Genomic DNA, 24,279 nt, shown 5'->3' on the forward strand with positions numbered 1-24,279 from the left:
AACTGCAGGTCGGTTTCCCGGTGCTGGACGCAGTATTCCCGCTCTTCCGGGGGGCGTTTCAGGTCAAAGACAGAATCCACAATGCCCCGTTCTTCAAGCAGGGTGCGCACGATGGCGTCGGTGCTTTGGGTCTGGAAGATGCGGCTATTGTGCATCAGACCCAGGCGCCATAACGGCGGCTGGATGACCACTTCGTAGTGGGTGCGGCGGTGGCCGGTGCTGCCTCGGACAAATTCATTCACCACACCGGTGAAACGGCGCTGGGGCTGGCCGTCTTGCCACACCACCAGGTCTACCGGTTGTTCCAGAATATCTGAGGCTTGCACGTCCGGGTCGGTACTGGCCAGCTGCACCCGGCCATGGAACAGATCAGACAGCCGTTCGGTCAGCACGAAGCCGACAACAACAAAATGATCCGGGGGGAATTCGCCTACACGGGCGGTGAACTGCAATCCGCTTGCCTGGGGCATGACTTCGATCCCTGAAGTTTAAGAGTGACAACTGACTCATCCTGAGTCTGCGCCGATTATAACCACCGATACCAGAATTACAAACTACCAGGCCTGGCCCACGTGCATTGGTTCACATAGGGCCTGGGCCTGCTCAGTTAGACAACCAGACGCACTCATAGGGTTTAAGCATGATCACACCACAAAGGTCATCAATGGGCTGCCCGGAAATCAAGTCCGTCCATTGATCCGTACCAATCAGATTAATGTCGCTCAGGGCAACCTGTTGCACATCTGCACTGATATTATAAATACAGAAAATGGATTGCTCCCGACGCTGGCTCTGTCGCCAAAAACCAAATAACTGCAACCCCAGGTGAAGGGTAAACTGAGTGGCGTTGGGGTGAAATGCAGGCTGGGCCCGGCGGATGTTGATCAAGCGCCTAAGCTCCCGGTATACCTTGCTTTGATGGCTGAGAGGGTCGGCCAGAACCTCCTCAAGTTTGTCCATCTGCCACTGGCCACGATTAATGGAACGCAGCCGGCCTGTATGCTCCACCCGGTCATAATCGTTACCGGTTGCCAACAAACTATGAATGTAAAAGGCAGGAATGCCTTCCAGTGCCAGCATAATGGTGTGAGCACACAGAAAGCGCTGGAACTGCCAGTGGTCTACACCTCCCTCGGCGGTACCTTTAAGGGCATCCCACAATGCAATATTCAGCTCATAAGGCTGATCACGACCATCGGCAGAGCGACGGAACGATACCCGTCCCCCGAATGATTCCAGAGTATTTATCAGGCGTTGTTTTTCCTCATCTTCCAGCAGCCCATCGGTCGGTCGCAACCCAATACCATCGTGGGAAGCAATGAAATTCAGGTAAGTAGTTCCCACCTGAGCTGGTGGCATACTCATCAACCAGGTTTTCAGATGTCGGCAGTTCCCTGTCACCAGCGTGTTGATCAGGAGCGGCGGCAGAGAAAAGTTATAGATGGCGTGAGCTTCGTTGGCGTTGCCGAAGTAGGTCAGGTTCTCACGGTTCGGCACATTAGTTTCAGTGATCACAATGGCTTCCGGGGTGTGATATTCGATCAACAACCGTAGAATCTTGATCAACTCGTGAGTCTGTTGCAGATGAATACACGGCGTGCCCGGCTCTTTCCATAAAAACGCCACGGCATCCAGCCGGAAAATCATCACACCCCGTTCAAGGTAGTAACGGATAATACCAGCAAACTCGATCAGCACCTCCGGGTTGGCAAAGTTAAGGTCCGCCTGATCTTCACTGAAGGTACACCATACATACCGCACCCCATCATCGGTCTGAACCGGATTCAGCAAAGGCGAAGTACGGGGCCGCACCACCTTACTCAAGTCTTCCTTCGGGTTCCCTTCAACAAAGTAATTCTTACCGGGCCCTATCCGCTTGCGGAAATTCTCAAACCAACGACTCCGAACAGACATGTGGTTAATGACCAGGTCTGCCATAAGTTTGTAATCCCGGGCGATCGCTTCCACATCCTCCCAACAACCGTGGGATTCATTGACGGCCAGGTAATCCATCACCGCAAAACCATCATCCGAGCTGTAGGGGAAAAAAGGCAGAATGTGCACTGCCGTTACCACATCCTTCAGGTAGCCATCCAAAAACCGCTTCAGAGTCACCAAGGGTTTATCATGTGGGCATTGAATGGTATCTGCATAGGTGATCAACGCCACATCGGATTCACTCCAACGCTGCAGCTCCGGAGACGGCGCTTCAGCATCCGGCTGAAGCGCCATAGCCGCTAACAGCTGGTCAGCCAGAAACTCACAATCTAAAGCTGGATAAACCACCTCCAGCATGGCCACTAACCGGCTTTCCAACGCTTGAGTCACGGCTTGTACTCCTGATTGTCCAGATCGACCGCCTCCAGCAGCTGTTGGCGAATGTCCGGCATCGCACTGGTTACCCGGTTCCAGCTAGGAATAAACGGCGTATCCATAGGGTTGTCCAAAAAATAAGCGCCCGCATGCATCACATTCTGAGCAAACAACTCCACGGCTTTTTCTTCCTTGTGGCGATCAAAACTCAGGCCATTAATTATTGCATCGTTCTGATAGGTCTCCACAAAATCCAACGCAATGCGGAAATAAGTGGCTTTGATGGTGCGGAATTTTTCGTTAGAGAACACCTCACCATTGGTGGCCAGTTTCCTGAACAGGGCTTTGGCGATGTCCATACTCATTTTGGACAATCCGCGGCTCGCATCTTCCGGCGACAACTCCTGATGCTTGTGATCATAGATGTCCGCGATATCCACCTGGCACAAACGATTAGTGGCGTAGTTACGCTTCATTTCAGACAACACCCCGATTTCCAGCCCCCAATCGCTGGGGATGCGCAGGTCGTTAATCACATCCGTACGGAAAGAGAACTCACCGGCCAGCGGATAGCGATAGCTGTCCAGATAGTCGAGAAAATCACTGGGCCCGCAGACTTTTTTCAGGGCGCGAATCAAGGGTGTGACCAGCAACCGGCTGACCCGACCATTCATTTTGCTGTCGGCCACCCGGGCGTAATAGCCCTTACAGAACATATAGTTGAAGCCAGGGTTGGCGACCGGATAAATCAGCCGTGCCAGCAAGTCCCGGGAGTAGGTCAGAACATCGCAATCGTGCAGCGCCACCGATTCACTCACGCCGGAGGCCAGCACATAACCAAAGCAGTACCAAACATTCCGCCCCTTACCCATCTCAGTCGGCGCAAGATTTTGTTCCCGCAGCTTCAAATCTAATGCTCGCAGTCTCGGGCCATCGTTCCACAACACTTTGAACGGCTGCGGCAGTTCTGAAAAATAAGCCAGAGCATGCCGGTATTGCTCCTCATTGGCCCGGTCCAGACCAATCACCACCTCATCCAGATAGGGGACTTTGGTGAGTTCCCGAACAATATTCTTCAGCGCCGGGCCTTCCAGCTCCGAATACAGAGACGGCAGCACCAACGACATAGGCCGGGTTTTGCGAAACTGCATCAAGTCTGCCTCCAGGTCTTCCACCGGCCGACGTACGAGGTTATGCAGGGTAGTCACTATACCGTTCTGGTAAAAGTCGCCCATGGCGGCTCTCCTTTACTGATAACCGTACTCTACTAACAAGTTGAGTACGCAGGCATTCCAACCCTCAGGGCCGGGGTTCAGGGAGCGCATAGCGTGCCGGGCGGGCGAAAACTGCAGTTGGTCACTGTTCACCCCTCGAATCACTACCGGAATGTCGGCATCTTCCAGCATTCGCTGATCATTCGGGCTATCACCCAGAGCGATGCTAATCACCGTTTCGTTACCGAAGCGCTCCTGATAACGCTTCAGCAAGAACCGGGCCCCCTTTGCTTTATCAAAGGTGCCCATGGCGTGCCAGAAGCGCCCGCCTTGCACCAACCGTATGCCCTCAAGCTCAAGCGCCGCGCGGAATTGCACCAGTTCTGCATCAGTTCCGTCCCATAGTAACGGTTCTGTGCCTAAACGCTGTTTTGCCCGCTCCGCGTCTTCTTCTGTAAGTCCGGTCAGCTTCGCCACCTCACTCGCAGACAGGTCAGAAAAGCCCCGGAACCGTGCACCCTCATCCCGCCGCACTAAAAGTGTGCACATTAACTCTTGATGAGATACACCAAAATGCACGACCTCCTCTTCACTGTTATCCAGACTCCCCGCCGGAATCACCATCACCGCACCATTCTCAGCAATATACGGTGCTCTCAGACTCATAGCGCGTTGCAAAACCCGAATCTCTGCTGCGGTTTTACTGGAATTCAGCACCAGAGGAATCCCATTCGCTGCCAGGCGCTCCAGCGCAGGTAACGCCGCTCGCCAACTGTAACTGTGATGGTCCAGCAAAGTGCCATCCAAATCCGTAAAAACAACCAGTCTCGGTTGCATTCGACACCTCCACTCTGCACTCTGTTATTGAGTCTTCGTCCAGCCAGATTTTATTGATTCAATAACCAGGCCAATGTATGAGCAACAATGCCTTCCAAGTGGAACACCGATACCTCGATTTGCCAGACAACTTTTATAGCCGGGTACAGCCCACGCCTTTGACCGAACCCAGAGTAGTGTGCTTCAACCACAAGCTTGCCACCCGCCTGGGTTTTCATGTGAGGAATGAACAGGACTGGGCCGGAATCGGAGCTGGCACAGAACTACTGGAAGGTATGGATCCGATTGCAATGAAATACACGGGGCATCAGTTCGGCGTCTATAACCCGGAGCTGGGCGACGGCCGCGGCCTATTGCTCTGGGAAACCGTAGCACCAGACGGCACACGTTGGGACTGGCACCTAAAAGGGGCTGGCAGCACACCTTACTCCCGCTTCGGCGATGGGCGGGCCGTATTGCGATCAACCATTCGGGAATACCTATGCTCAGAAGCGATGTACGGTCTGGGCATTCCAACCACCCGGGCCCTGTTTATGGTCAGCTCGAAAGATCCGGTTCGGAGGGAATCCATTGAGTCCGCCGCCACTCTCATGCGCGTGGCAAAGAGCCATATCCGCTTTGGCCACTTCGAATTTGCCGCTCACCATGAAGGGCCTGAAGCGCTGAAAACCCTTTTAGAACACGTCATCAGCCTTCATTTCCCGCATCTCATTAACCTGCCCGAAACGCAACGTCACGCCCGATGGCTGGAAGACGTCGTAGAACGAACCGCACGGCTGATTGCAGACTGGCAAGCTGTTGGCTTCTGCCATGGGGTCATGAACAGCGACAATATGTCCATCATAGGTGACACCTTCGATTACGGCCCCTATGCCTTCCTCGACGATTTCGACGCAGGTTACATCTGCAATCACACCGACCAAAGCGGCCGATACGCATACAACCGACAACCACAAATGGGCTTCACCAACTGCCAGTATCTGGCCAGCGCACTGCTTCCGATCATGGAAGAAGACTCCATCCGCCAATGCCTGGGTCGTTACGAAAGCGCCTACAACGAACGTTTCAGGCACAATATGTGCGCCAAACTCGGGCTGGAAGAAAACGACGAAGGCGATCTCAGCCTGATCATGGATACCTTCAGTATGCTGCACGAACACAAAGTGGACTACACCCACTTCTTCCGCGGCATTTCCAACCTGCACAAACACGGAAACACTCCGGTACGAGACCTGTTTGCCGACCGTAGCGTGGCAGATGAATGGCTGGAACGTTATGAGGCCCGCCTGCAAAAAGAAACCCGCGCCCACGACGAGCGGGAATACGCCATGCGCAAAGCCAACCCCAAATACATACTGCGCAACTATCTGGCCCAGCAAGTCATCGTAGAAGCCCAGAACGGCAACTACGACCCCATGAAAGAATTACTGAACGTTCTGGCCAATCCGTTTGACGAGCAGCCTGATTATCAACACTACGCGGCCCTCCCCCCGGATTGGGGTAAACACCTAAACATCAGCTGTTCATCCTAATTGGGGTCAGGTCCCGGACCTGACCCCAATTATTTAGTTTTGGGTGCCAGGGCGTCGAGCCTGGCGCCGTGCCTGATCATGTAGAGCACGAGGAAAATAGCAGGAACACCCATTCCAGCGGCCACCGCGAAGAACTCGGCATAACCGAAATCCGCCACTACGATGCCGGAGAAGCCGCCAAGGAATTTGCCGGGCAAGGTCATCAGGGAACTAAACAGCGCATACTGGGTTGCGGTGAATGAAGCACTGGTCATGCTTGAAAGCCAGGCAATCAACGCCACGTTGGCAATACCACCGCTAAGGTTATCTGCACTGACAACCACCGCCAGCGTAACCAAGTCAGGCGGATTCTGAGCCAGCCAGACAAACAGCAAATTCGTCGCTGCCGTCAGAATGGCACCAGCCAGCAAAATTCGACGAACACCGTAGCGAACCACCAGCACACCACCCACCAAGGAGCCGACAATGGTCATCAGAAAACCAAATACCTTGGTAACGTCTGCCACCTCGGTTTTACTGAACCCCATAAAATTCAGGTAAAATGGGTTAGCCATCACACCCATGGCAATATCCGAAATCCGATAAACTGCCACCAGAACCAGAATGGCAACAGCCAATTCTTTATAGCGCCGGAAAAAGTCCAGAAACGGCCCGGCAATCGCCGCATAAAACCAGCCCACAAAGCGGGCTATGCGGGGTGGCAAATGGGTATGTTTAGCGGCTTCTTCTTCAATTTTGTGTGCAATATCCTGAGCGGCGGCATAGTGGTTCACCTCAGGCTCTCGTGCTATCAGCACCGTCAGCGCCCCCACGCCCACCAATCCCGCCATCACCAGATAAGATACTTCCCATGACCAAAACGCCGCCAGATAAAGTGCTCCGGCACCAGCTACCAACAAGGCCAACCGGTAACCAAAAATGTAGGTGCCTGCCAAGGCAGCCTGCAAGCGCTCCTCGGCAATCTCGATTCGGTAGGCATCAATAGCCACATCTTGAGTGGCTGAAGAAAACGCCACCAACAACCCACACAAAGCCATCACTTCCGGGGTTTTCACCGGATCCACTGTTGCCATCAGGAACAAACCCAGCGCAATACCACCCTGAGCCAGTAAAATCCAACTCCGGCGTTTACCTAGCAAGCGGTCCAGCAACGGCAATTTAACCCGGTCTACCACCGGTGCCCAAAACACCTTGATAGAATAAGTAATCCCCAGCCAGCTGAAGAATCCAATGGTGGCGGTATCCACCCCGACATCCGCCAACCGCGCATTCAGCGTGGAAAACACCAACAAAAAGGGTAACCCGGCAGAAAAACCGAGAAATAGCATGGCAATAGCTTGCCAGCGAGTGTAGGTATAGAGCGATTCCCTGAGCAGAGTCAGAAGGCTGCCGATTTGAATAGTTTATTCTCCTGGTTCACGCAATGGGGCCGGGACTCAACCGCCCGGCCCCAAGCATCCATCAATCGCGGAAGTTATTAAACTGCAAAGGAATATCCAGTTCTGCCTCGCGCAGCATAGCGATCGCTTCCTGCAAATCATCTCGTTTTTTACCGGTCACACGCACTTTGTCACCCTGAATGCTGGCCTGAACCTTCATTTTCTTATCTTTGATCATCTTCACGATCTTCTTGGCCATATCCGTTTCAATACCTTGTTTCAAGGCAAAGTGCTGCTTCACCAGCTTACCGGATTTGCTTTCACCGTCTTCCGCCAGAGCCCTGCCATCCAGGTTACGTTTGGCAAATGCCATTCTCAGCATTTCAACCAACTGCTCAAGCTGAAACTCTTGCTCGGCGCTCAAAGTAACGCGTTTATCTTCCAGTTCGATATCCGCATCCACGTTTTTGAAATCCCAACGGTTACCCAGCTCACGCTTGGCCTGATCCACAGCATTTGTTACTTCGTGCATTTCAATTTCTGAAACAATGTCAAAAGAAGGCATAGTCGTTATTCTCCAAAGGCCGCCAGGGGTATACTGTCGCGACATTTTAAATACTGGATGTTAGAAACCGCCAAAGCATAGCAAGAGCGGCGACCAATCGCATCTGACAATGGACTGGTAAGAAGTAGATAAACAATGCCAAACCTAGACCTACCCATTCTCGTAGTAGATGACGCCAAATTCAGCAGCATGGTTGTAGGCCGCACCCTGCGCAATGCTGGCTACCGTGACATACGGGTCGCCAACAACGCACACGCAGCCTTGAAGCTGATAGAACAGCGTGCCGTTAGCGTACTCATTGCAGACTGGCTGATGCCTGAAATGGACGGTCTTCAGCTTGCAGACCATGTGCGCCAACAGGATGAGCAAGACAACCACTACACCTACGTTATCCTGCTGACCGCCAGAGAGAGTGTAGAAGCAATGTCTGAGGCGTTCGACAGAGGCGTAGACGACTTCATCTACAAATCAGACATGACCAAGCAACTGATTCCGCGTATTTTTGCGGCCGACCGCATGGCCGACCGCCAGAATACCCTTCTGCGGGCCAATGCTCTGCTGGTAGAAAATAACCGGGAGCTGGAATCCAGCAACATCATTGATCTGGAAACCGGCCTGTGCAACGCCAAGTATGCCCGTCAGCGCCTTCAGAAAACCCTGCGCCATGCGGAATCTCGCGGCGGCTCAACAGCTTACGTGATGTGTGGCATCCGTAACTGGCAGGAACTGAAACGAAAACACCCACCCAGCGTGATGACCGAACTCTGTGTTGGCATTGCCCGCCGCCTGAGCACCCTGATTCGCCCCATCGATGCCCTGTGCCGGGTGGGTGACAACCAGTTTGCCATCGTGTCTTACTTCCCGAACAGTGACCATTGCACCACCACCGCCTTCCGCCGGATCTTCGATGGAATCAACCATAAGGCGCTGAAAACCACGGCAGGCTATATCTCAGTAGAAGCCGGCATGGTGCTGTGTCGGGCAAGTGCTGAAGACGGCACACCAACGGTACAAGACATGGAACGGTCAGCCGTACAAGGTCTGGTAGACGCCTACGAGACCCGCCGTTTCACCGAAACCACCCCCGAGTTACGGGAAGGTGCATAGCCAATACAAACAGTAACACCGAGACACACATCACAAACAGACTAAAAGCACGGAAAGCCTTATTCTGAATTTGTGGGATCAAGCAGTACCCACCCATGGCGGAGGAGCTGTGTAGTACCTCCGCCGCCATATGGGTACATCCCTCAGGATCAACGGATTTTTCAGGCACTTTCGTTCTTTCCGAATTTTTAAGCCAGCCCCCATGAGCTGGCTTTCTTTTTTTATGCCAGACAAAAACCACCGTTAATCCCCTAAACAGAACCCACCTTGTTTTTCCGGTACTCTCCAGGCGTTTTTCCCGTTGCGGCTTTGAACTTCCGATGGAATGACGTCGTTTCACTGTACCCCAGCCGCAACGCGATATCCGGAATACTCATCTCTGAATCCCGCAGATAACCTTCTGCCATTTTCTGGCGAACCTCATCCAACAACTTCTGATAAGAAGTCCCCTCCTGGCTGAGCCTGCGCTGAAGCGTTCGACTGGTCATCCCCAGGTCTTCTGCAATCATATCCTGGCGAGTAATACCGCTGGCTAACTGCTGATGTATGGCCCGCCTGACCTTTGCCGTCAGATCTGTGCCGGTTTCAAGTTCTGCCAATTGGTACAATGCGTGGGCTTCCAGGGTTTTCCGTAGCATAGGGTCCGGCTGGCGTAACCTTGAAGAAAGAAGCGCCTTGCTAAGCGAAAGGCTATCTTCCTCTGCGGAAAATGTAACGGGGCAATTCCAGCGTTTCTGATATTCGAGTTCCAACTCAGGGCCCGGTGACGTTCTTTGAAGCTTTACACAAAGGGGCGCCGCCTGCTCTACATCCCCCAGCCAGCGGGCATAGTTCACCCAGGACGCAAACACATTATCCACCAGATGAGGCCTGACCAGTGGGTCCGCATAGTTGCAGTGCCAAACCAGGGTCACCTCATCACCAGTCATGCGCAGGCGAGTGGTCCCCATATCACCCACCAGCTTCTCATAAGGTGCAATGCGCGTGACAGCTTCACCCAGCGTGGCACAGCTCATGGAGATATAACCCAGGACACTGTATGAACCCGGCTGCACAAAGTCTCCGGTCTCCAATCCCAGAATAGGATTGGAGGAACGCTCGGCCAGCAAGTGCAAAAAGGTTTGAAACTGCTCACCATCTATACGGCCGTCATCAGTTTCCAGAATATCTTCAGAGAGCCCTGCCTGACAGAGCAGATCGGCCACCGCAATAGCTTTGGCTTCGGCACAACGAACGTATTGACGGAGAGCTGCTACAGAGGCGGTTCCTAAGGGGGTCATAGCGATTGCTTTTGTTGTTGATCTTTTCTGCAGAGTATAACCAAAAACGCCCGGCATTGTGCCGGGCGTTTTTGTTGCGAAAGGCCGTTATCAGAGCTTACGCCCTTTACCGGCCGCAATACGCAATCGCAGTGCGTTCAGCTTAATAAAGCCTTCAGCGTCTTTCTGGTCATAAGCACCGTGATCTTCTTCAAAGGTCGCGATAGACTCATCGAACAAAGAATCATCAGACTTACGGCCAACTACGTCTACGTTACCTTTATACAACTTCAGGCGAACAGTACCGTTCACGTATTCCTGGGTCTGATCAATCAGTGCCTGCAGCGCTTCACGCTCAGGAGACCACCAGTATCCGTTGTAGATCACCTCGGCATAACGCGGCATCAGGCTGTCTTTCAGGTGGGCCACTTCACGGTCCAGAGTAATAGACTCAATGGCACGGTGCGCACGAAGCATTACAGTACCACCCGGTGTTTCATAACAACCACGGGACTTCATGCCCACATAGCGGTTTTCAACAATATCGAGACGACCAATACCATTCTCACCCGCCAGCTTGTTCAGAGTTTCCAGAACTTCGTGAGCTTTCATTTCCTGACCATCAACAGCAACAATGTCACCCTTGCGGTAAGTCAGCTCAACGTAAGTCGGTGTGTCTGGCGCCGCTTCCGGCGACACACTCCAACGCCACATTTCTTCCTCAGCTTCTGACCAGGGATCTTCCAGGTTCATACCTTCATAAGAAATGTGCAGCAGGTTGGCATCCATAGAATAGGGGCTCTTGCCCTTCTTCATTTCTACCTGGATATTGCGCTCTTCACAGTAGGCCAGCAACTTCTCACGGGAATTCAAATCCCACTCACGCCAAGGCGCAATCACCTTCACACCCGGCTTCAGCGCATAGGCACCCAGCTCAAAACGAACCTGATCATTACCCTTGCCGGTGGCACCGTGTGAAATCGCATCGGCGCCAGTCTGGTTGGCAATATCAATCAACCGCTTAGCAATCAGCGGACGAGCAATAGATGTACCCAACAGGTACTCGCCCTCATAGATGGTGTTAGCGCGAAACATCGGGAACACGTAATCGCGCACAAATTCCTCGCGCAGGTCCTCGATGTAGATTTCCTTCACACCCAGCGCTTCCGCCTTCGCACGCGCCGGCTCTACTTCTTCGCCCTGGCCGATGTCGGCAGTAAACGTGACCACCTCACAGTTATAAGTATCCTGCAACCACCGGACAATAACGGAAGTATCCAGGCCGCCGGAATAGGCCAGCACCACCTTTTTAATATCAGACATACTTTGCTCCAGACTGAACAGAATGGATGTATTGAAAAAGAAGGGGCGTATTGTACGGGAGAGAGCGGGAATTGGCTATCAGGCAAAGCACTTAGGGCTTGAGGATCACACGCCTCAAACCCTATTCAGCGAGCAAAACGAATAACGGAAAACCCGATCAGACAGCCTGCTGCTGTGAAATCACTTCTTCACGAATACCGTCCCAGCCTTCTTTCACAGAACGCAGCAGGTTCAGCACTTCATCCAGCTTGGCGATATCGTTCCTGGCACTCGCTTCCAGAAGTGTACGCTCCATGTAGTCGTACAAGGCCTCCAACCGGGCAGCAAGCTCACCGCCCTTTTCAAAATCGAGGAACGAGCGCAAGCCACCCACAATCTCAATTGCCTTACCAATCAACTGCGCCTTACCAGAATAATCCTTCGCCTGCATCCTGGCCTTAGCCATATTGATTCGCTCAATCGCCCCGTTATACAGCAATTGAATCAACTTATGCGGATCTGCATCGGTGATGCTGGTCTGGGTGTTAACACGCTGATACGCTTGTAAACCATTCATAAATAACCTCTCAATAACTACCCAAAATCAGCCCAATCGATTACTGACTATTTTGCGCCGAAAGTGCTTCGAGCTGCTGAGTAACGTAACTGCCGGTACTCTGAAGCTGAGCAATTAAAGAGTCTGCGGCAGAGAACTGCATAACCAGCCGAGCTCGCAAAGACTCAATTTTATCAGCCAAACGGATGCGCTGATCCTGAATATCGTCCAGAGTTTTATTCAGTCCTTCAGTGCGATTATCCAACCGCCCACTGGACTTAACATACTCTTCAACGGACTCAAGAGCACTGGATGCAATACCAGCGTCACCTGAGAACAATGCCTTAACATCATCCGGGTTATTAGAAAGCTGCTCCTTAAACTCCCCGGTATCGAAGTCTAATTTCCCCGTGTCGGGATTTGTCGTAATTCCAATATCCGCCAGCATACGCACCGGCGAATCTTGCAAACCGACCGGAATGCTCGTCAACAATCCTCGCAGATCATTTTGCAGAGTTCGAATAGTGGAGTCACCCATCAACACTCCGCCACTCTCAGTTCCGGCATTATAGCCGGACGCACTCTTAATCACGTCTTGCAGAATGTTATATTGATCAACAAACGCCTGAACACGCTCAGTCACTGCATCAGGATCAGAAGCGATAGCAACAGTTGATACGCCTGTAGACTTCAAATCAAAGGTGACACCTTCAACAACATCTTCGACAGTATTAGATGACCGTGTGATAGCTATACCGTTCACTTCCAGCTCTGCATCCAATGCCGCTACGGTCTCGCTAAGGCCCGTACCGTTACCATCATAAGCAAACTGAGATAACCCGGCATCACCGGCAGCCGTTACGTTAATCGCATTAGCTGTGCCGCTTTCGTCCGACGTTATCACTAGACGGTAACCCGAACCAGTATCCACCACTCCGGCTGATGCACCTGCGTCTGCATCATTTATCGCTCGGGCAATACCCTCAAGGGTATTATTACCATCATCGATGGTAACTTCTGTTGTTGAGCCACCTATCGTAAACGTTAGCGTACCAGTACCGTAAGTAGTGGCATCTTTATCTGCATAATTGGCGGACGCCAATGACTGGCGTTGGGCCAACTGAGTGACATTCAGCGTATAGGAACCACGCGACACTCCTTCCTCGGCTAGCGTTGCACCAACAACCCCCTCATTTGAGACCTTGGTTGTATAAGCCTCAAACGCCTTACCAGAGTTCAGAGCCTCAAGCGGCGCTTCCATTCCTTCCAGAGCGCTTTTTAAAGCCCCGAAAGCAGAAATCTTGGCCTGTATTGACTGTTCTTTACTGTCCAGCCGAGTTTCAGTAGGAACACTCTCAGCCTCAACCAGCTTATCGACCAGGTCAGAACTAAAAATCCCCGAACCTGCTCCCAGTGAAGTAATTGATGCCATATTGTGCCTCCGTCGGGGCTAAACTTTGCCTATATCTATCCGCGTGTACCAGTTATCGGCAGCGAGCGGAAAAACTTTGCCGCTTAAAGCTGTTTTTATGAAAAAAGTATAGCTCAAACTCAAAAACACCGCCGGACCTTACGAGTGCGACGGTGTTCCTGGCTCCTGTACAGCCCCAGAGCCCAAGTTCTTCTGGCAGACAAGTACATTTCAAACCTTCATATCGAACAGCGTCAACGGCTCATCATGCTGCAAGTTTTCTGCCAACCTTAGTGCAACCTCATCAGGTATCTGGCGAATCACTTCCTGAGTTTCGTTATCGACAACTCGCACAATGGTCTCTCCACGCTCCATATCAACTTCAAACTGCAAATCTCGCCGAATATTCTGAACATAATCATTAAGACGCGTTACAGCATTACCCAGCTCGTCAGTCTGCGCCTTAGAGCGAACCGATTGAGCGCCCGAACTAACAGCAGAGTCAGTAGCAACATCCTGGTTTACAAATTGAGATTGTCGAGCTACAGGAGATTGGTCACCTGCCTGCACAAGCTTCATAAAGCTCTGTCCGTCCAATTTCATGTCATTCATAGACCGCTCCGCTAACACGAAAACCAGCCCTTCTCACGAAAGGCTGGCCTTAGCTCCTCTAACTTTTGGCCCTATTACTGCAGGAGGGACAATACTTGGTTGGGACGGGCGTTAGCCTGTGCCAACACTGAGATGCCAGCTTGTTGCAACACATTCGCCTTGGCCAGCTTAGCGGATTCAGATGCGAAATCAGCATCCAATATCCGGCTATTCGCAGCACTCGCACTTTCAATATTGGTCGCCAGGTTGTTGATAGTACTTTCAAAGCGATTCTGAACCGCACCCAAATCAGAGCGAAACTCATTCACTTGCCCCAGAGCGGTGTCCAATACATCAAGTGCAGCCGATGCACCGGTAGCAGTACCGATATCAATCTGATCTACTTTTGCACTGGCTGCCGTTGCACCCAAGGCATCAGATGCCATGTCAGAGCTAAAATTCACATCAATAGTCTGACCGGCCTCATAACCAACCTGGAAAGACACTCCAGTCCCCAAAGAACCATCCAAAACCTTCTGACCGTTAAACGTGGTCTCTTCACTAATACGATCAATTTCCGCAATTCGCTGGGCTACTTCTTTTTGTAACAATTCCCGATCTGCATCAGTGATAGAGCCGTTTGCAGCCTGCACAGCCAGCTCTCGAATTCTCTGAAGGTTATTAACTGTCTCGTTCAGGCCGCCTTCTGCGGTCTGCGCCATCGAAATACCATCATTTGCATTTCGCTGCGCGACAGTCAGACCACGAATTTGCGTATCAAACTGAGTAGAGATCGCCAACCCCGCAGCATCATCTTTAGCAGAGTTAATGCGAAGACCAGAAGACAAACGCTGCAGCGCCTGATCACTAATACCCTGGGACCGAGACAACTGATTCTGGGCAGAGATAGAGGCAACGTTAGTGTTGATTCCGAGAGCCATTATGCTTCTCCTTAAAACCTTAGTTTTGATGGTGAAGGCTTGGCCCCCGTTTCACTTTGGGGGTACCGCGCCCTGTTACTAGGCTTAACGGCGCAAACACTCGAACCTTTAATTTTTTTTTGCCCAACCCCGTAACAAAATGTAACTGGCAATCTCGAAACCCAAATTTATGCTTCATCAAAGTCCGGGTCATCATCCGCACGACTACGCCTGACCCATGGGTCATCATCAAGTGTACGACCACTCAACATGACTGCTTCATAATGACTCGAGACCTTTTCCAGGAACGCCAGAAAACACCCCTTCCAGAATTGCATAAACTCTTTTATTTCATGGTCACCACAAGCCATACCATGGCAAAGGCCGGCCGCCAGGAAATGCAACATCGAACCTTTCAGAAGCTGCGCACAATATAGCTGCTCAGGGCGCACGACCTGGGTTCCTATATCCGGGCACACAGTCACAGCCTCAACGCGAAGCTGGTTGACCAGTAAGCACAAATCCTTTCTTCCAAAGCATTTTGCTTTTTTTAGTATTGCCTGATATTTCGAACAAACTCTTTTTAGCTCATGGTGGACTTTGACTACCGGAATATCATAAGCCCCTCTCGGCAATTCCTTTTTATGACTGGCGAACAACTCCTCTACATCCAACACTTGCACTTTCGCACCAGACAGACTGCCTTCGAAATCGGTAGAAGACATCCAGGTCGCATGATCAATAACCGCACCATCAGCGCAATTGTAAACCCGCAACTCAGAAGATGCGCCCAATATCGCGTTACTCAAAAAATCTTCTAACGATCGCTTTGCCGTATAGTAATCATTTCTAGTGAGAACCGAAGTGCCATCTACCCCTTCTACCTCAAAGATTCGCCTGGAAGGCTTATTTTCGGTTTTCATGCGCTCTTCACGCCGACGAATTGGCTCCGCATACTCTTCCCCCCAGGCGGAATGCCGCGCATGATGAACGGACTCATCTTTAAACCCATAATCCGTACCAAAAAGATAGATTTTTTTAAAGCCAAGAGCCTCGCCTATTGCTACTGCCGCATTGGTTACCGTTGGATTACAGCCAGAAAACGCTTCGCTTTCTGAAACGGCAAGCTTAGGCAGCATATTATCCGACTTAAAGAAATAGGTAACACTTTTGAACAAGCCGCATACAAGAGGATTCACTTCATTAACGGCTAGCAAAGGTATGGTTTTCAAAACTTCTTGCGGCAACTCTTTATGGAGCTGATAAATAATGTAACTCGGGTCCAGTTCTACATGAAGATCCGGTGTAACACCGGCCGCCAATAGCGGTTTCAGGCCCGTCCCCGCACTCACTAAGAAAAGCTGATCTCTCATTTTTTTCAGAGAGTCCATTCTGCCATCCAGAGATGGTCCACTGCCAACCACCGCCATTGGAAACGGAATCGGTTTCCTGCCAAGATTCGCCAGGTAGGTCATGCCAGATCGCGCATTATGTACAGTGTTAACGATTCGTATCAACTCGTTGTCGTAGTTACTCCAGTTAGTAGCAAGAACGGCCAGATCCTCACTTGCAGCCAGTACGCCCTTAGCCATTTCGACATCGGCCAAATGATTATAATAAGTAGAAAAGAATGGGTAGAATGGGAGGTCTTTAACCATATGCCTGTGCACAAGCGCCTTGATCTCAGCATCAGAACCAGCCTTACCCACCGCAAAAGTGAGCGTTTTTCCTGCTTTTCTAAAGCTTTTCAGGATCTTGTCCCAGTCAACAGTATACAAACTGACCGCAAACTTCTCTGGCTCGCGCTCAACGACAATCGCATTAATCACCTCAGCTCTATTGAGCACCTCTTCGATGTGGTAACCCAAACCGCACCCCAGAAATACCAGTGACGGGAAAAAGTCCCCCCTGCAGTACCCTTCAAACCTTGAGTTAGCCAAGGGACTCTTTGCAATAATTTTCCTTAACAAACTAGATGCGAAGTTCTTCTGGGAATAGGACGCTACCCCAGCGGGAGGGAATGTGCGAATTTTTGTTCTACCTGCATTGTCTCTCAACATCTGGCGCGCCTCATCCCTTGAATATCCTTTGGCATGCCCTCGATAACAAGATTGACCATTCACTACCATATCGACATCAGCCCGACCTGGCGTGACCACTAACTCAACTCTTTCAAGATCCATGCGTGCCAACATGTTGTATAGTGTTGGGCGATGGCGCTTAAAGTAAGCAAGATTTCGCTCAAGCCGCTGCATATACAACTGCCCTTCATCCTGCGCCGTGCTTTTTCCCTGCTTTCTACTCTTCGCCATCCCAAAATCCCCACACATTATTCATACGATACACTATCGACAGTTTGCCATAGCCCCTGCCTCCTTCACGAGTCAAAAAAACGGCAAATATTTTCCCCTCTATGTATCCCCCCCTATCGATCACGCCTAAAATTCACCCAAAAAAACCATAAGTTATTGTTTTTCAATAGACACAAAGAAAACACAAAAACCTGGCACGGTTATCGCTTAACCAACTACAAGTGAAAAATACTGATATTTGCCAACAGAGATCCCTAAAACGCTCTGTGGCTTTCCTGAGCAGGGAGACGAAGACATGCCTCAGATTATTAACACAAACATTGCATCACTTAATGCCCAGCGAAATCTGACAGCTTCACAGGGGGACGCCAACGTTGCATTACAACGTTTGTCATCAGGCCTTCGCATAAACTCAGCAAAAGATGACGCTGCGGGTTTAGCAATCTCAGAGCGGTTTCAATCCCAGATCACAGGCCTGAACATGGCCCAGAGAAATGCTAATGATGGGATTTCCTTAGCTCAGACGACTGAAGGCGCGTTAGATGAAATTACCGCGAACCTACAGCGCATTCGGGAACTGTCAGTGCAGGCTGCCAACGCATCTAATAGCAAAACTGACCGGGAAGCACTAAACGCTGAAGTTCAACAGCGCATTTCAGAAATTAACCGCATTTCTAGCCAAACATCCTTTAACGGTCTTCGGGTGCTTGACGGCTCACTACCGACCCAGACATTTCAGGTGGGAGCCAATGCGGGTGAAACTATCTCCATCGAGGGATTAGACACTAGAGGAAAACAACTAGGCGCCCTTGTGGCCCACGCGCAAGACCTGGCAAACGACACTACCGGCTCCGGCGTAAGTCTCAATCAATTGTTCGAAGAAGGCGGTACAGCGGACTTCACCATTAGTCTTCCCGCTCTGGATGGAGGGTCTGCTGTATCAATTACCGTTGATGCCGCCAACAACTTCGAAGAAATCCTTGGCAAAATCAACGCTGCATCATCTCTAACCGGCGTCACGGCCAACCTCGACAGAACAAATAACGGCCTGATTTTTTCTACAGAGCTAGATGGCATAATAGACAGCAGCGCACTTGAAGGGATAACCATTACAGCCAGCGGCACAGATGCGGGCGGAGCCAGCGTTACCGTGAACGGGAGTCCTTTTGGATTTAGTGCCGGAGATGCAGAACGAGCAACCATAAATGGTGTCGACATCTCAACTCAAAATGGTGCTGATATAGCAATGGTCAATTTAGACTACGCCATCCAGAAAATTAACAGCTTGAGAGCTGACCTGGGTGCGGTACAAAATCGATTCGAGTCAACCATTGCAAACCTGAGCACAACAACAGAAAACCTGTCAGCATCCAACAGCCGAATACGAGACGCAGATTTCGCAAAAGAAAGTGCAGAACTAGCTCGAACACAGGTACTGCAGCAAGCTGGTCTTTCCGTATTGGCACAAGCCAATGCAAGACCACAGCAAGTCCTGCAGCTACTCCAAGGATAATGCTGCATAAGGTCAAGCCAGCCGGAAAGAAAATGGGCGTAATAACTATAAGCAGTGCCCGTTTTCTGGCTGGCTTGCCAAAATCATTCTTATGGGGATGAAGTTCTAGTGCCTACACTTTTGGTAAAATTCGACTAATATCCATCAAGTCACCCTGACCACCGCAACGCAGTGATTGGTTACCGTATGTCCTTTGACAACCCAATATTCGATATTCTCTGCGACCTCGGCGTATGCAACTCCCAGTCGGTTACACAAATACAGCCTTTCGTGCGTGACAGGCAAGACATCAATGTTCTGCAGTGCCAGAAAAGTGGAGTTATATTCCTTTCAAGAACAGATCATATAGATCTGGCTCACTATGATAAAAAAGCGCCCACTCACCAGTATGGCCTCCATAAGCGAGAGATAATTACTACCAATAATGACACCGAAAGGCGCGTCCAAAGCTTTGCGAACACCATTCGTGGAAAAAACTGGCTGGACTTTGGTGCAGGCTCAGGAGCTGTCCTGGACCGCCTCGGCCTACTGGCTGCCGACTATGCAGCAGTGGAACCACAAGAAACCACAGCCAGCTTTTTATCACAGCTTGGCCATAAGGTATATCGACGGATTGACAGTGTTCCAGATTCAAAATTCGACGTGATCACGCTATTTCACGTATTCGAGCACCTCAACTCACCTTTAGACATACTCGCCGAGCTGAAGAAAAAGCTGACGCCAGGCGGAAGGTTAATTATTGAGGTCCCTCATGCCCGAGACTTCTTAATTAGCAAAGCCAACTGCCGCGCCTTCAAAGAGCACACATTTTGGAGCGAACACCTGATTCTTCACACCAGGGTAAGCCTTACCGCAATGCTCCAGGCAGCAGGACTGGAAGTTGAAGCAGTTTCCGGCATACAACGTTACCCTCTGGCAAATACACTGTACTGGCTAGCCAATGGCTCTAGCGGTGGACACATAGCCTGGTCCCAGCTTTGCGACAACCAGCTCGACAGATCGTGGCAAAGTATATTAGGGAAAATGGATCTAACCGACACTATCATTGCAGAAGCAATTATGCCGCAGGGCTTATAGCAGGTTATCCAGGTACGAAAATGCCCGCCAGAACCCCTCTCCACCATTCTTATGTCCCTGCCACACCTCCGGAATCCAGGTTGCTTGTGGCGCCAGCGTTTTTAGTTGTCGGCCTAGACTAACGAAGTCAATATCACCTTCCCCCACCTGCAGCCCCTCACCATCAACACCCCTGGCATCTGCGACATGAACATGAGCTGTGAACGGTGCAACGCGCCTTACAAACTCATCAAAATCCCAACCAAAATAATTACATGACAGTTTACTATGGGAAACATCCAGGCAAACCTTCAAACCAAGATCAGGACAAACCTCCACGATATCATCCGCTGAAACAAAAAGGTTGTGAAACCGCTGCCCCCCAAAGTGCCAGGGGAAAGGAGGCATAGTCTGCGCAAGTATCTGAACACCCTGGGAATCAAGCCTCTCCAGACTGTCTGACAAAAGTTCGTAACGAACTTTTCGCTGGTCTTGATTCAGAAACTCATCTCCGGAGAAACCGCCAACATTGACAATAATATTGGGCATTTCCTGGTTGGGAAACAGGGAATTCAGCCTTCTGGTAACAGAAATAACCCGCTGCAACTCACGAATAGATCTAGCTCTGTAATCATCATCAATGGCACAAAGGTCCAGCGTGTGATCGCCGGCAAAAAGCTCTGGCGCATGAACCGCAAAACCTAGCTGCTCTGAGCGCGACACAAACTGGTCAAGTTCCATATCAAGATCGCGATAGCTCAGATGGAACTCAACCATCCTAAGGTTGCTCAACGTTGACAATGACGCGTAATCATGAAAACGAACCGGAATGCCATGCCTGAGCTTGAATTTATATGGCCTCGGCATAACGATCGGCCCCCCGATGTCTGACTCGAAGAAAAACTCCCCTTTCTTTACCGAGCGCCTCATTTTTCTGCCAACAAGATCTTCAAGCCTGTTCGGCGGCAAACCTTTGCCAGGACTTTTTATCGTGACACTTTCAGGACTAACCCGCTGACCGGACTCAATATCCTCTGCAGCAACTATACTCTTCCCAAGAATTTCACGATTGATCATTTCACCCTGTGACAAATTTCTGGGTTCATTCGTTCCCAGCGACACGCTAACTTGTTCAATTGCCTCACACATCAGACGAAACTCATCAGCCAGCAACGAAACCTTGTGATCATTGCCCTCCATATTGCGATCCAGCGTGAAATGCTTTTCTATTACCTTTGCTCCTTTCGCTACTGCTGCAACAGCCACATGGTATCCGCGTTCGTGCCCCGAATAACCAATCAGACAATCGCCAATTTCCGCCAGACGACTCATATAATTCAGGTTTATATCTTTGAAGGGGGCAGGATAAGTCGAATTACAGTGCAAAAGTACGAAGTTGGCTGACTCCTGCATCAACACCCGCACAGCTTCGTAAATTTCCTGTTCCGTGGACATACCGGTTGAGACAAGCATAGGCTTGCCAACTCGGGCAATGTACGTTAACAATTCATGATTGGTCAGATCAGCCGAAGCCACTTTGAATCCATCCATGCCGTAAGCAACCAGCTTATCAACACTGACTTTATCGAAAGGCGTGCAGAGTACGGTTATGTCTTGGTCTCGGCAGTAATCAAAGACTTCCCGAAAAGCATCGTCACTCAACTGAAAACGCTTTAGTAGATCCAGCACGTACTGAGAACCCAAATCTTCTTCGGCAGCTATCTCTGAGGTATCGGTGGCATAAAGCGTTTCGAGATCACGCATCTGGAATTTGACACAATCTGCTCCGGCCTTCTTCGCTTCATCAACAAGTTGTTTTGCCAATTCTACTGACCCATTATGGTTGTTACCTATTTCTGCAATCGTAAATACGGAAGAGTCCGGGTTAAGGCTATGCTTACCAATCATGATATCTTTATTTGAACGGAGCGATGCCACGCCAACCACGTGGTCATCCGCGTCCACGATAGGTAGAAATTGAACCTTTCGGTTTAATTTCTCCGCAAGCTGCTCCCGAGATTCAAAGTCATAGGCAAATATTGGCTTATTATTACCCGAGTGCTGAACCGGCACCTGAATATCAATACAGTCCTGAGTCACTATCCAACGCCGAAAATCCCCATCCGTGAACGCACCTTTAAGCCGGAAAAAATCGTCCACCAGAAAGAGAATCTTGTGTTTACTGGTACTAAGCATTTCCAGCGCACGTGACATCGGAAGTCGTTCACTGACGCAATATTCATCTACATTTCGATCAACAAACATTTACCGAGCTCCCTTTTTTATAAGTGCTTCGACTATCTCGAAATCCGTCAGTGAATCAATCTCATAACCAGTTTCCTCTGGCATCACATACAACTCGATCCGCCCCCCTAGCCGACTTTGGTATTTTTGGAAACAACTTAACGAAAAAATATATATTGACCCATTCTCCTGAAACGAGTTAGTCAGGTCCTGACGGCGGGGCCGGCTGCCCGGTTGATAATTTTCAGGTACAGCAAAGCCGTCACAGCCACGTTCCCATAGAAATTTATGGCAGGGTACGACCGAAAGTAACGAATCTGCCTTTCGCTCACGGAATAATCCAAAGGCCTCATCAATATCTACCATTGAGCGAATAGGTGAAGTGCACTGAAGTAAAATAATATTGTCAGGCTCTATCCCCTGCTCCGCCAGAGATTGAATCACATGATTCACAGCAGATTCTGTCGAGGCTTCATCACCGGAGATATCATGAGGCCGTGCTATCACGGTAGCGCCTGACGCTTCGGATATTCTGGCTATGTCACTGTCGTCCGTCGATACAACGACCATATCCGGTGATTCTGAGCACAAGGCCTGCTCTATAGTCCAAGTAATCAGAGGTTTACCAGCAAGATCTCGGATATTCTTCCCCGGAAGACCTTTAGAGCCACCTCTAGCAGGTATGATAACCAGATTCATGGGCGTTCCCTTTAAAATTTCACGGCAAACAAAAGCACGACCAAGTGTTGTTTCCTATCATAGGCCAAAGATCAAAGAATAACCCCACAAGCAACACGCCAAGCCCAATCTCAGAAAGTTCAGAGGAGAAAAAAATTGCGGCAGCTACGAAAGAACATCCTACACATCGCCAGCTTTAATGGGAACATAGGCGACAACGCCAGCCACAATGGTTTCTACTCACAGATTCAGACAGCTTGTAAGTGGGAAACTTTCGTCGAACAACGTGAAATCCGAAAAACATATCTCAACTATGAAGCGGCTGATCGTTGGCATTGGAATGAGCAACTGATCAACGATATCAATGATAAAGACCTGACGGTAATCGGAGGGGGCAACTATTTCGAACTCTGGCTTGATAAATCCGCTACAGGAACAACCATCGACCTGCCTCCCCAGCTGCTAAAAAATGTCACTAAGCCTCTATTCTTCAATGCTGTCGGTTGCGACCCAAACATCGGAGTCAGTAATCAGTCCGTCAACCATTTCCGCCAGTTTCTTGACTCCGCACTGGCACACCCCATGTGCCTGGTTTCCGTGCGCAACGATGGTTCTAGCAAGTACCTTAAACGATATGTCGGCGAAAAATACTCTAACCACATCCTTGTGACCCCTGATCCAGGTTTCTTTATTGTACCCGGTGAAGTTCCGCTGCCCCAAAGCCTGCAACACAAAACCTACTGGATTATCAACCTCGCAATTGATCGTCCTGAGCGCCGTTTTCCTGGCACTGAAGGAAAGCTCAATTATGAAGAATTCCTGAATGAAGTAATGGACTTAGTGTGTCAGGCCTGCGACCTATACCCAGAAATTGAAATTGTTCTGACACCCCATATATATAGTGACCTGTCTCCCATCCGAGATCTAATGGAAAGGCTTCCCGACGCCATCCGCCGCTGGCGAGTGAGTGTGGCGCCGTTACTCCACGGAATGGGATCAGAACAAACGATATTCCGCCTATACCAAGGCGCCCAACTGACCTTTGGTATGCGATTCCATGCCAATGTCTGCCCGATTGGATTAGGCACCCCGAGCATTGGACTGGCAACAACGGAGAAATTATTCGACCTTTACGAGGAACTTGAAATGCCTGATCGGGTTGTCGATGCTCAAGTTCCCGGGTTCGCTCAACAAGCCCTGAACCTTGCCGATTCATCATTAAGAAATCACCAGAACATTCATGCTAAATACTTGTTAATAAAGGAAAAACTTCATCATCAAGCACAGACAACCTATCAAAAAATGGCCAAATTGACGGGGTCTTGAGGCACCAGTTTTGAGCCGCACGCCCAAAACTGGCACACCTTTCGCAACACCTCTGCCAAAGCACGGCAAAACGTCAAAAACTGCAGACCTTTGCCGCATCAGATAATGGCTGGTAACGAGGTGCTCCATGCAAGTACAACATCATAATGATCATCTTCCTCACT

General features: G+C 50.3%; 20 protein-coding genes. 5 read left to right on the forward strand and 15 right to left on the reverse strand.

Going from position 1 to position 24,279, the window contains the following annotated elements; genetic code table 11:
* The 4 genes from ABYA77_RS11810 to ABYA77_RS11825 all read right to left on the reverse strand — a co-directional run.
* Positions 1–470: contractile injection system protein, VgrG/Pvc8 family (locus ABYA77_RS11810; RefSeq protein ID WP_372966179.1), on the reverse strand; the 470-nt coding region annotated here is incomplete at its 3' end.
* Positions 471–603: 133 nt separating this feature from the next.
* The gene (locus tag ABYA77_RS11815) at positions 604–2,328 is read right to left on the reverse strand and encodes a sugar phosphorylase (RefSeq protein ID WP_372966180.1); all 1,725 of its coding nucleotides are present in this window, start codon (positions 2,326–2,328) and stop codon (positions 604–606) included.
* A complete protein-coding gene (locus ABYA77_RS11820; protein WP_372966181.1) occupies positions 2,325–3,548 on the reverse strand; it encodes a glycosyl transferase in 1,224 nt (407 codons plus the stop codon). Before ABYA77_RS11820 ends, ABYA77_RS11815 begins: the two co-directional genes overlap by 4 nt.
* A 12-nt stretch (positions 3,549–3,560) precedes the next feature.
* Entirely contained in the window at positions 3,561–4,364 is an 804-nt protein-coding gene (locus tag ABYA77_RS11825) for an HAD-IIB family hydrolase (RefSeq protein WP_372966182.1), read from the reverse strand.
* Between the two features lie 77 nt (positions 4,365–4,441).
* On the opposite strand from ABYA77_RS11825, the gene ABYA77_RS11830 reads away from it, so the two are divergent.
* Positions 4,442–5,896, forward strand: coding sequence for a YdiU family protein (locus ABYA77_RS11830; protein WP_372966183.1), 1,455 nt, complete (start codon positions 4,442–4,444; stop codon positions 5,894–5,896).
* 29 nt (positions 5,897–5,925) lie between these two features.
* On the opposite strand, the gene ABYA77_RS11835 is transcribed toward ABYA77_RS11830, so the two are convergent.
* Both ABYA77_RS11835 and ABYA77_RS11840 read right to left on the reverse strand, forming a co-directional pair.
* Positions 5,926–7,296 carry an AmpG family muropeptide MFS transporter gene (locus tag ABYA77_RS11835; RefSeq protein ID WP_407070182.1) on the reverse strand — a complete coding sequence of 457 codons (1,371 nt, stop codon included), beginning with the start codon at positions 7,294–7,296 and terminating at the stop codon, positions 5,926–5,928.
* Positions 7,297–7,357: 61 nt separating this feature from the next.
* The gene (locus ABYA77_RS11840; RefSeq protein WP_372966185.1) at positions 7,358–7,840 is read right to left on the reverse strand and encodes a YajQ family cyclic di-GMP-binding protein; all 483 of its coding nucleotides are present in this window, start codon (positions 7,838–7,840) and stop codon (positions 7,358–7,360) included.
* Between the two features lie 135 nt (positions 7,841–7,975).
* Here ABYA77_RS11840 and ABYA77_RS11845 point away from each other — a divergent pair, with 135 nt between their 5' ends.
* Positions 7,976–8,947: a response regulator gene (locus ABYA77_RS11845; protein WP_372966186.1), complete on the forward strand. Its 972-nt coding sequence runs from the start codon at positions 7,976–7,978 to the stop codon at positions 8,945–8,947.
* A 251-nt stretch (positions 8,948–9,198) separates the two neighbouring features.
* Here the strand turns inward: ABYA77_RS11845 and ABYA77_RS11850 are convergent, their stop codons facing one another.
* The 7 genes from ABYA77_RS11850 to ABYA77_RS11880 form a co-directional block, all read right to left on the reverse strand.
* A complete protein-coding gene (locus ABYA77_RS11850; protein WP_372966187.1) occupies positions 9,199–10,227 on the reverse strand; it encodes an AraC family transcriptional regulator in 1,029 nt (342 codons plus the stop codon).
* Positions 10,228–10,317: 90 nt separating this feature from the next.
* The gene (locus ABYA77_RS11855; protein WP_372966188.1) at positions 10,318–11,529 is read right to left on the reverse strand and encodes an argininosuccinate synthase; all 1,212 of its coding nucleotides are present in this window, start codon (positions 11,527–11,529) and stop codon (positions 10,318–10,320) included.
* Positions 11,530–11,686: 157 nt separating this feature from the next.
* Positions 11,687–12,085 carry a flagellar export chaperone FliS gene (gene fliS, locus ABYA77_RS11860; RefSeq protein ID WP_372966189.1) on the reverse strand — a complete coding sequence of 133 codons (399 nt, stop codon included), beginning with the start codon at positions 12,083–12,085 and terminating at the stop codon, positions 11,687–11,689.
* A gap of 40 nt (positions 12,086–12,125) precedes the next feature.
* Complete coding sequence (gene fliD / locus ABYA77_RS11865) at positions 12,126–13,496, reverse strand: flagellar filament capping protein FliD (protein WP_372966190.1); 1,371 nt, start codon at positions 13,494–13,496, stop codon at positions 12,126–12,128.
* 210 nt (positions 13,497–13,706) lie between these two features.
* Entirely contained in the window at positions 13,707–14,087 is a 381-nt protein-coding gene (locus ABYA77_RS11870) for a flagellar protein FlaG (RefSeq protein WP_372966191.1), read from the reverse strand.
* Between the two features lie 74 nt (positions 14,088–14,161).
* Positions 14,162–15,007: a flagellin domain-containing protein gene (locus ABYA77_RS11875; RefSeq protein WP_372966192.1), complete on the reverse strand. Its 846-nt coding sequence runs from the start codon at positions 15,005–15,007 to the stop codon at positions 14,162–14,164.
* Between the two features lie 167 nt (positions 15,008–15,174).
* On the reverse strand, positions 15,175–17,298 hold the full coding sequence (locus tag ABYA77_RS11880; RefSeq protein WP_372966193.1) for a 6-hydroxymethylpterin diphosphokinase MptE-like protein: 2,124 nt from the start codon (positions 17,296–17,298) through the stop codon (positions 15,175–15,177).
* A 295-nt stretch (positions 17,299–17,593) separates the two neighbouring features.
* On the opposite strand from ABYA77_RS11880, the gene ABYA77_RS11885 reads away from it, so the two are divergent.
* Both ABYA77_RS11885 and ABYA77_RS11890 read left to right on the forward strand, forming a co-directional pair.
* Positions 17,594–18,811, forward strand: a complete 1,218-nt coding sequence (locus tag ABYA77_RS11885; RefSeq protein WP_372966194.1) for a flagellin — start codon at positions 17,594–17,596, stop codon at positions 18,809–18,811.
* Positions 18,812–18,997: 186 nt separating this feature from the next.
* On the forward strand, positions 18,998–19,888 hold the full coding sequence (locus ABYA77_RS11890; protein WP_372966195.1) for a class I SAM-dependent methyltransferase: 891 nt from the start codon (positions 18,998–19,000) through the stop codon (positions 19,886–19,888).
* Here ABYA77_RS11890 and ABYA77_RS11895 read toward each other — a convergent pair.
* Together ABYA77_RS11895 and ABYA77_RS11900 are read right to left on the reverse strand one after the other, a co-directional pair.
* Entirely contained in the window at positions 19,883–22,132 is a 2,250-nt protein-coding gene (locus tag ABYA77_RS11895; RefSeq protein ID WP_372966196.1) for an N-acetylneuraminate synthase family protein, read from the reverse strand. The two genes, ABYA77_RS11890 and ABYA77_RS11895, sit on opposite strands and share 6 nt — an antisense overlap.
* Positions 22,133–22,810: a cytidylyltransferase domain-containing protein gene (locus ABYA77_RS11900; protein ID WP_372966197.1), complete on the reverse strand. Its 678-nt coding sequence runs from the start codon at positions 22,808–22,810 to the stop codon at positions 22,133–22,135.
* A 135-nt stretch (positions 22,811–22,945) separates the two neighbouring features.
* On the opposite strand from ABYA77_RS11900, the gene ABYA77_RS11905 reads away from it, so the two are divergent.
* Complete coding sequence (locus ABYA77_RS11905) at positions 22,946–24,115, forward strand: polysaccharide pyruvyl transferase family protein (protein WP_372966198.1); 1,170 nt, start codon at positions 22,946–22,948, stop codon at positions 24,113–24,115.
* Positions 24,116–24,279: the final 164 nt, after the last annotated feature.

The organism is Marinobacter sp., assembly GCF_041595835.1.
Classification (GTDB): Bacteria; Pseudomonadota; Gammaproteobacteria; order Pseudomonadales; family Oleiphilaceae; genus Marinobacter.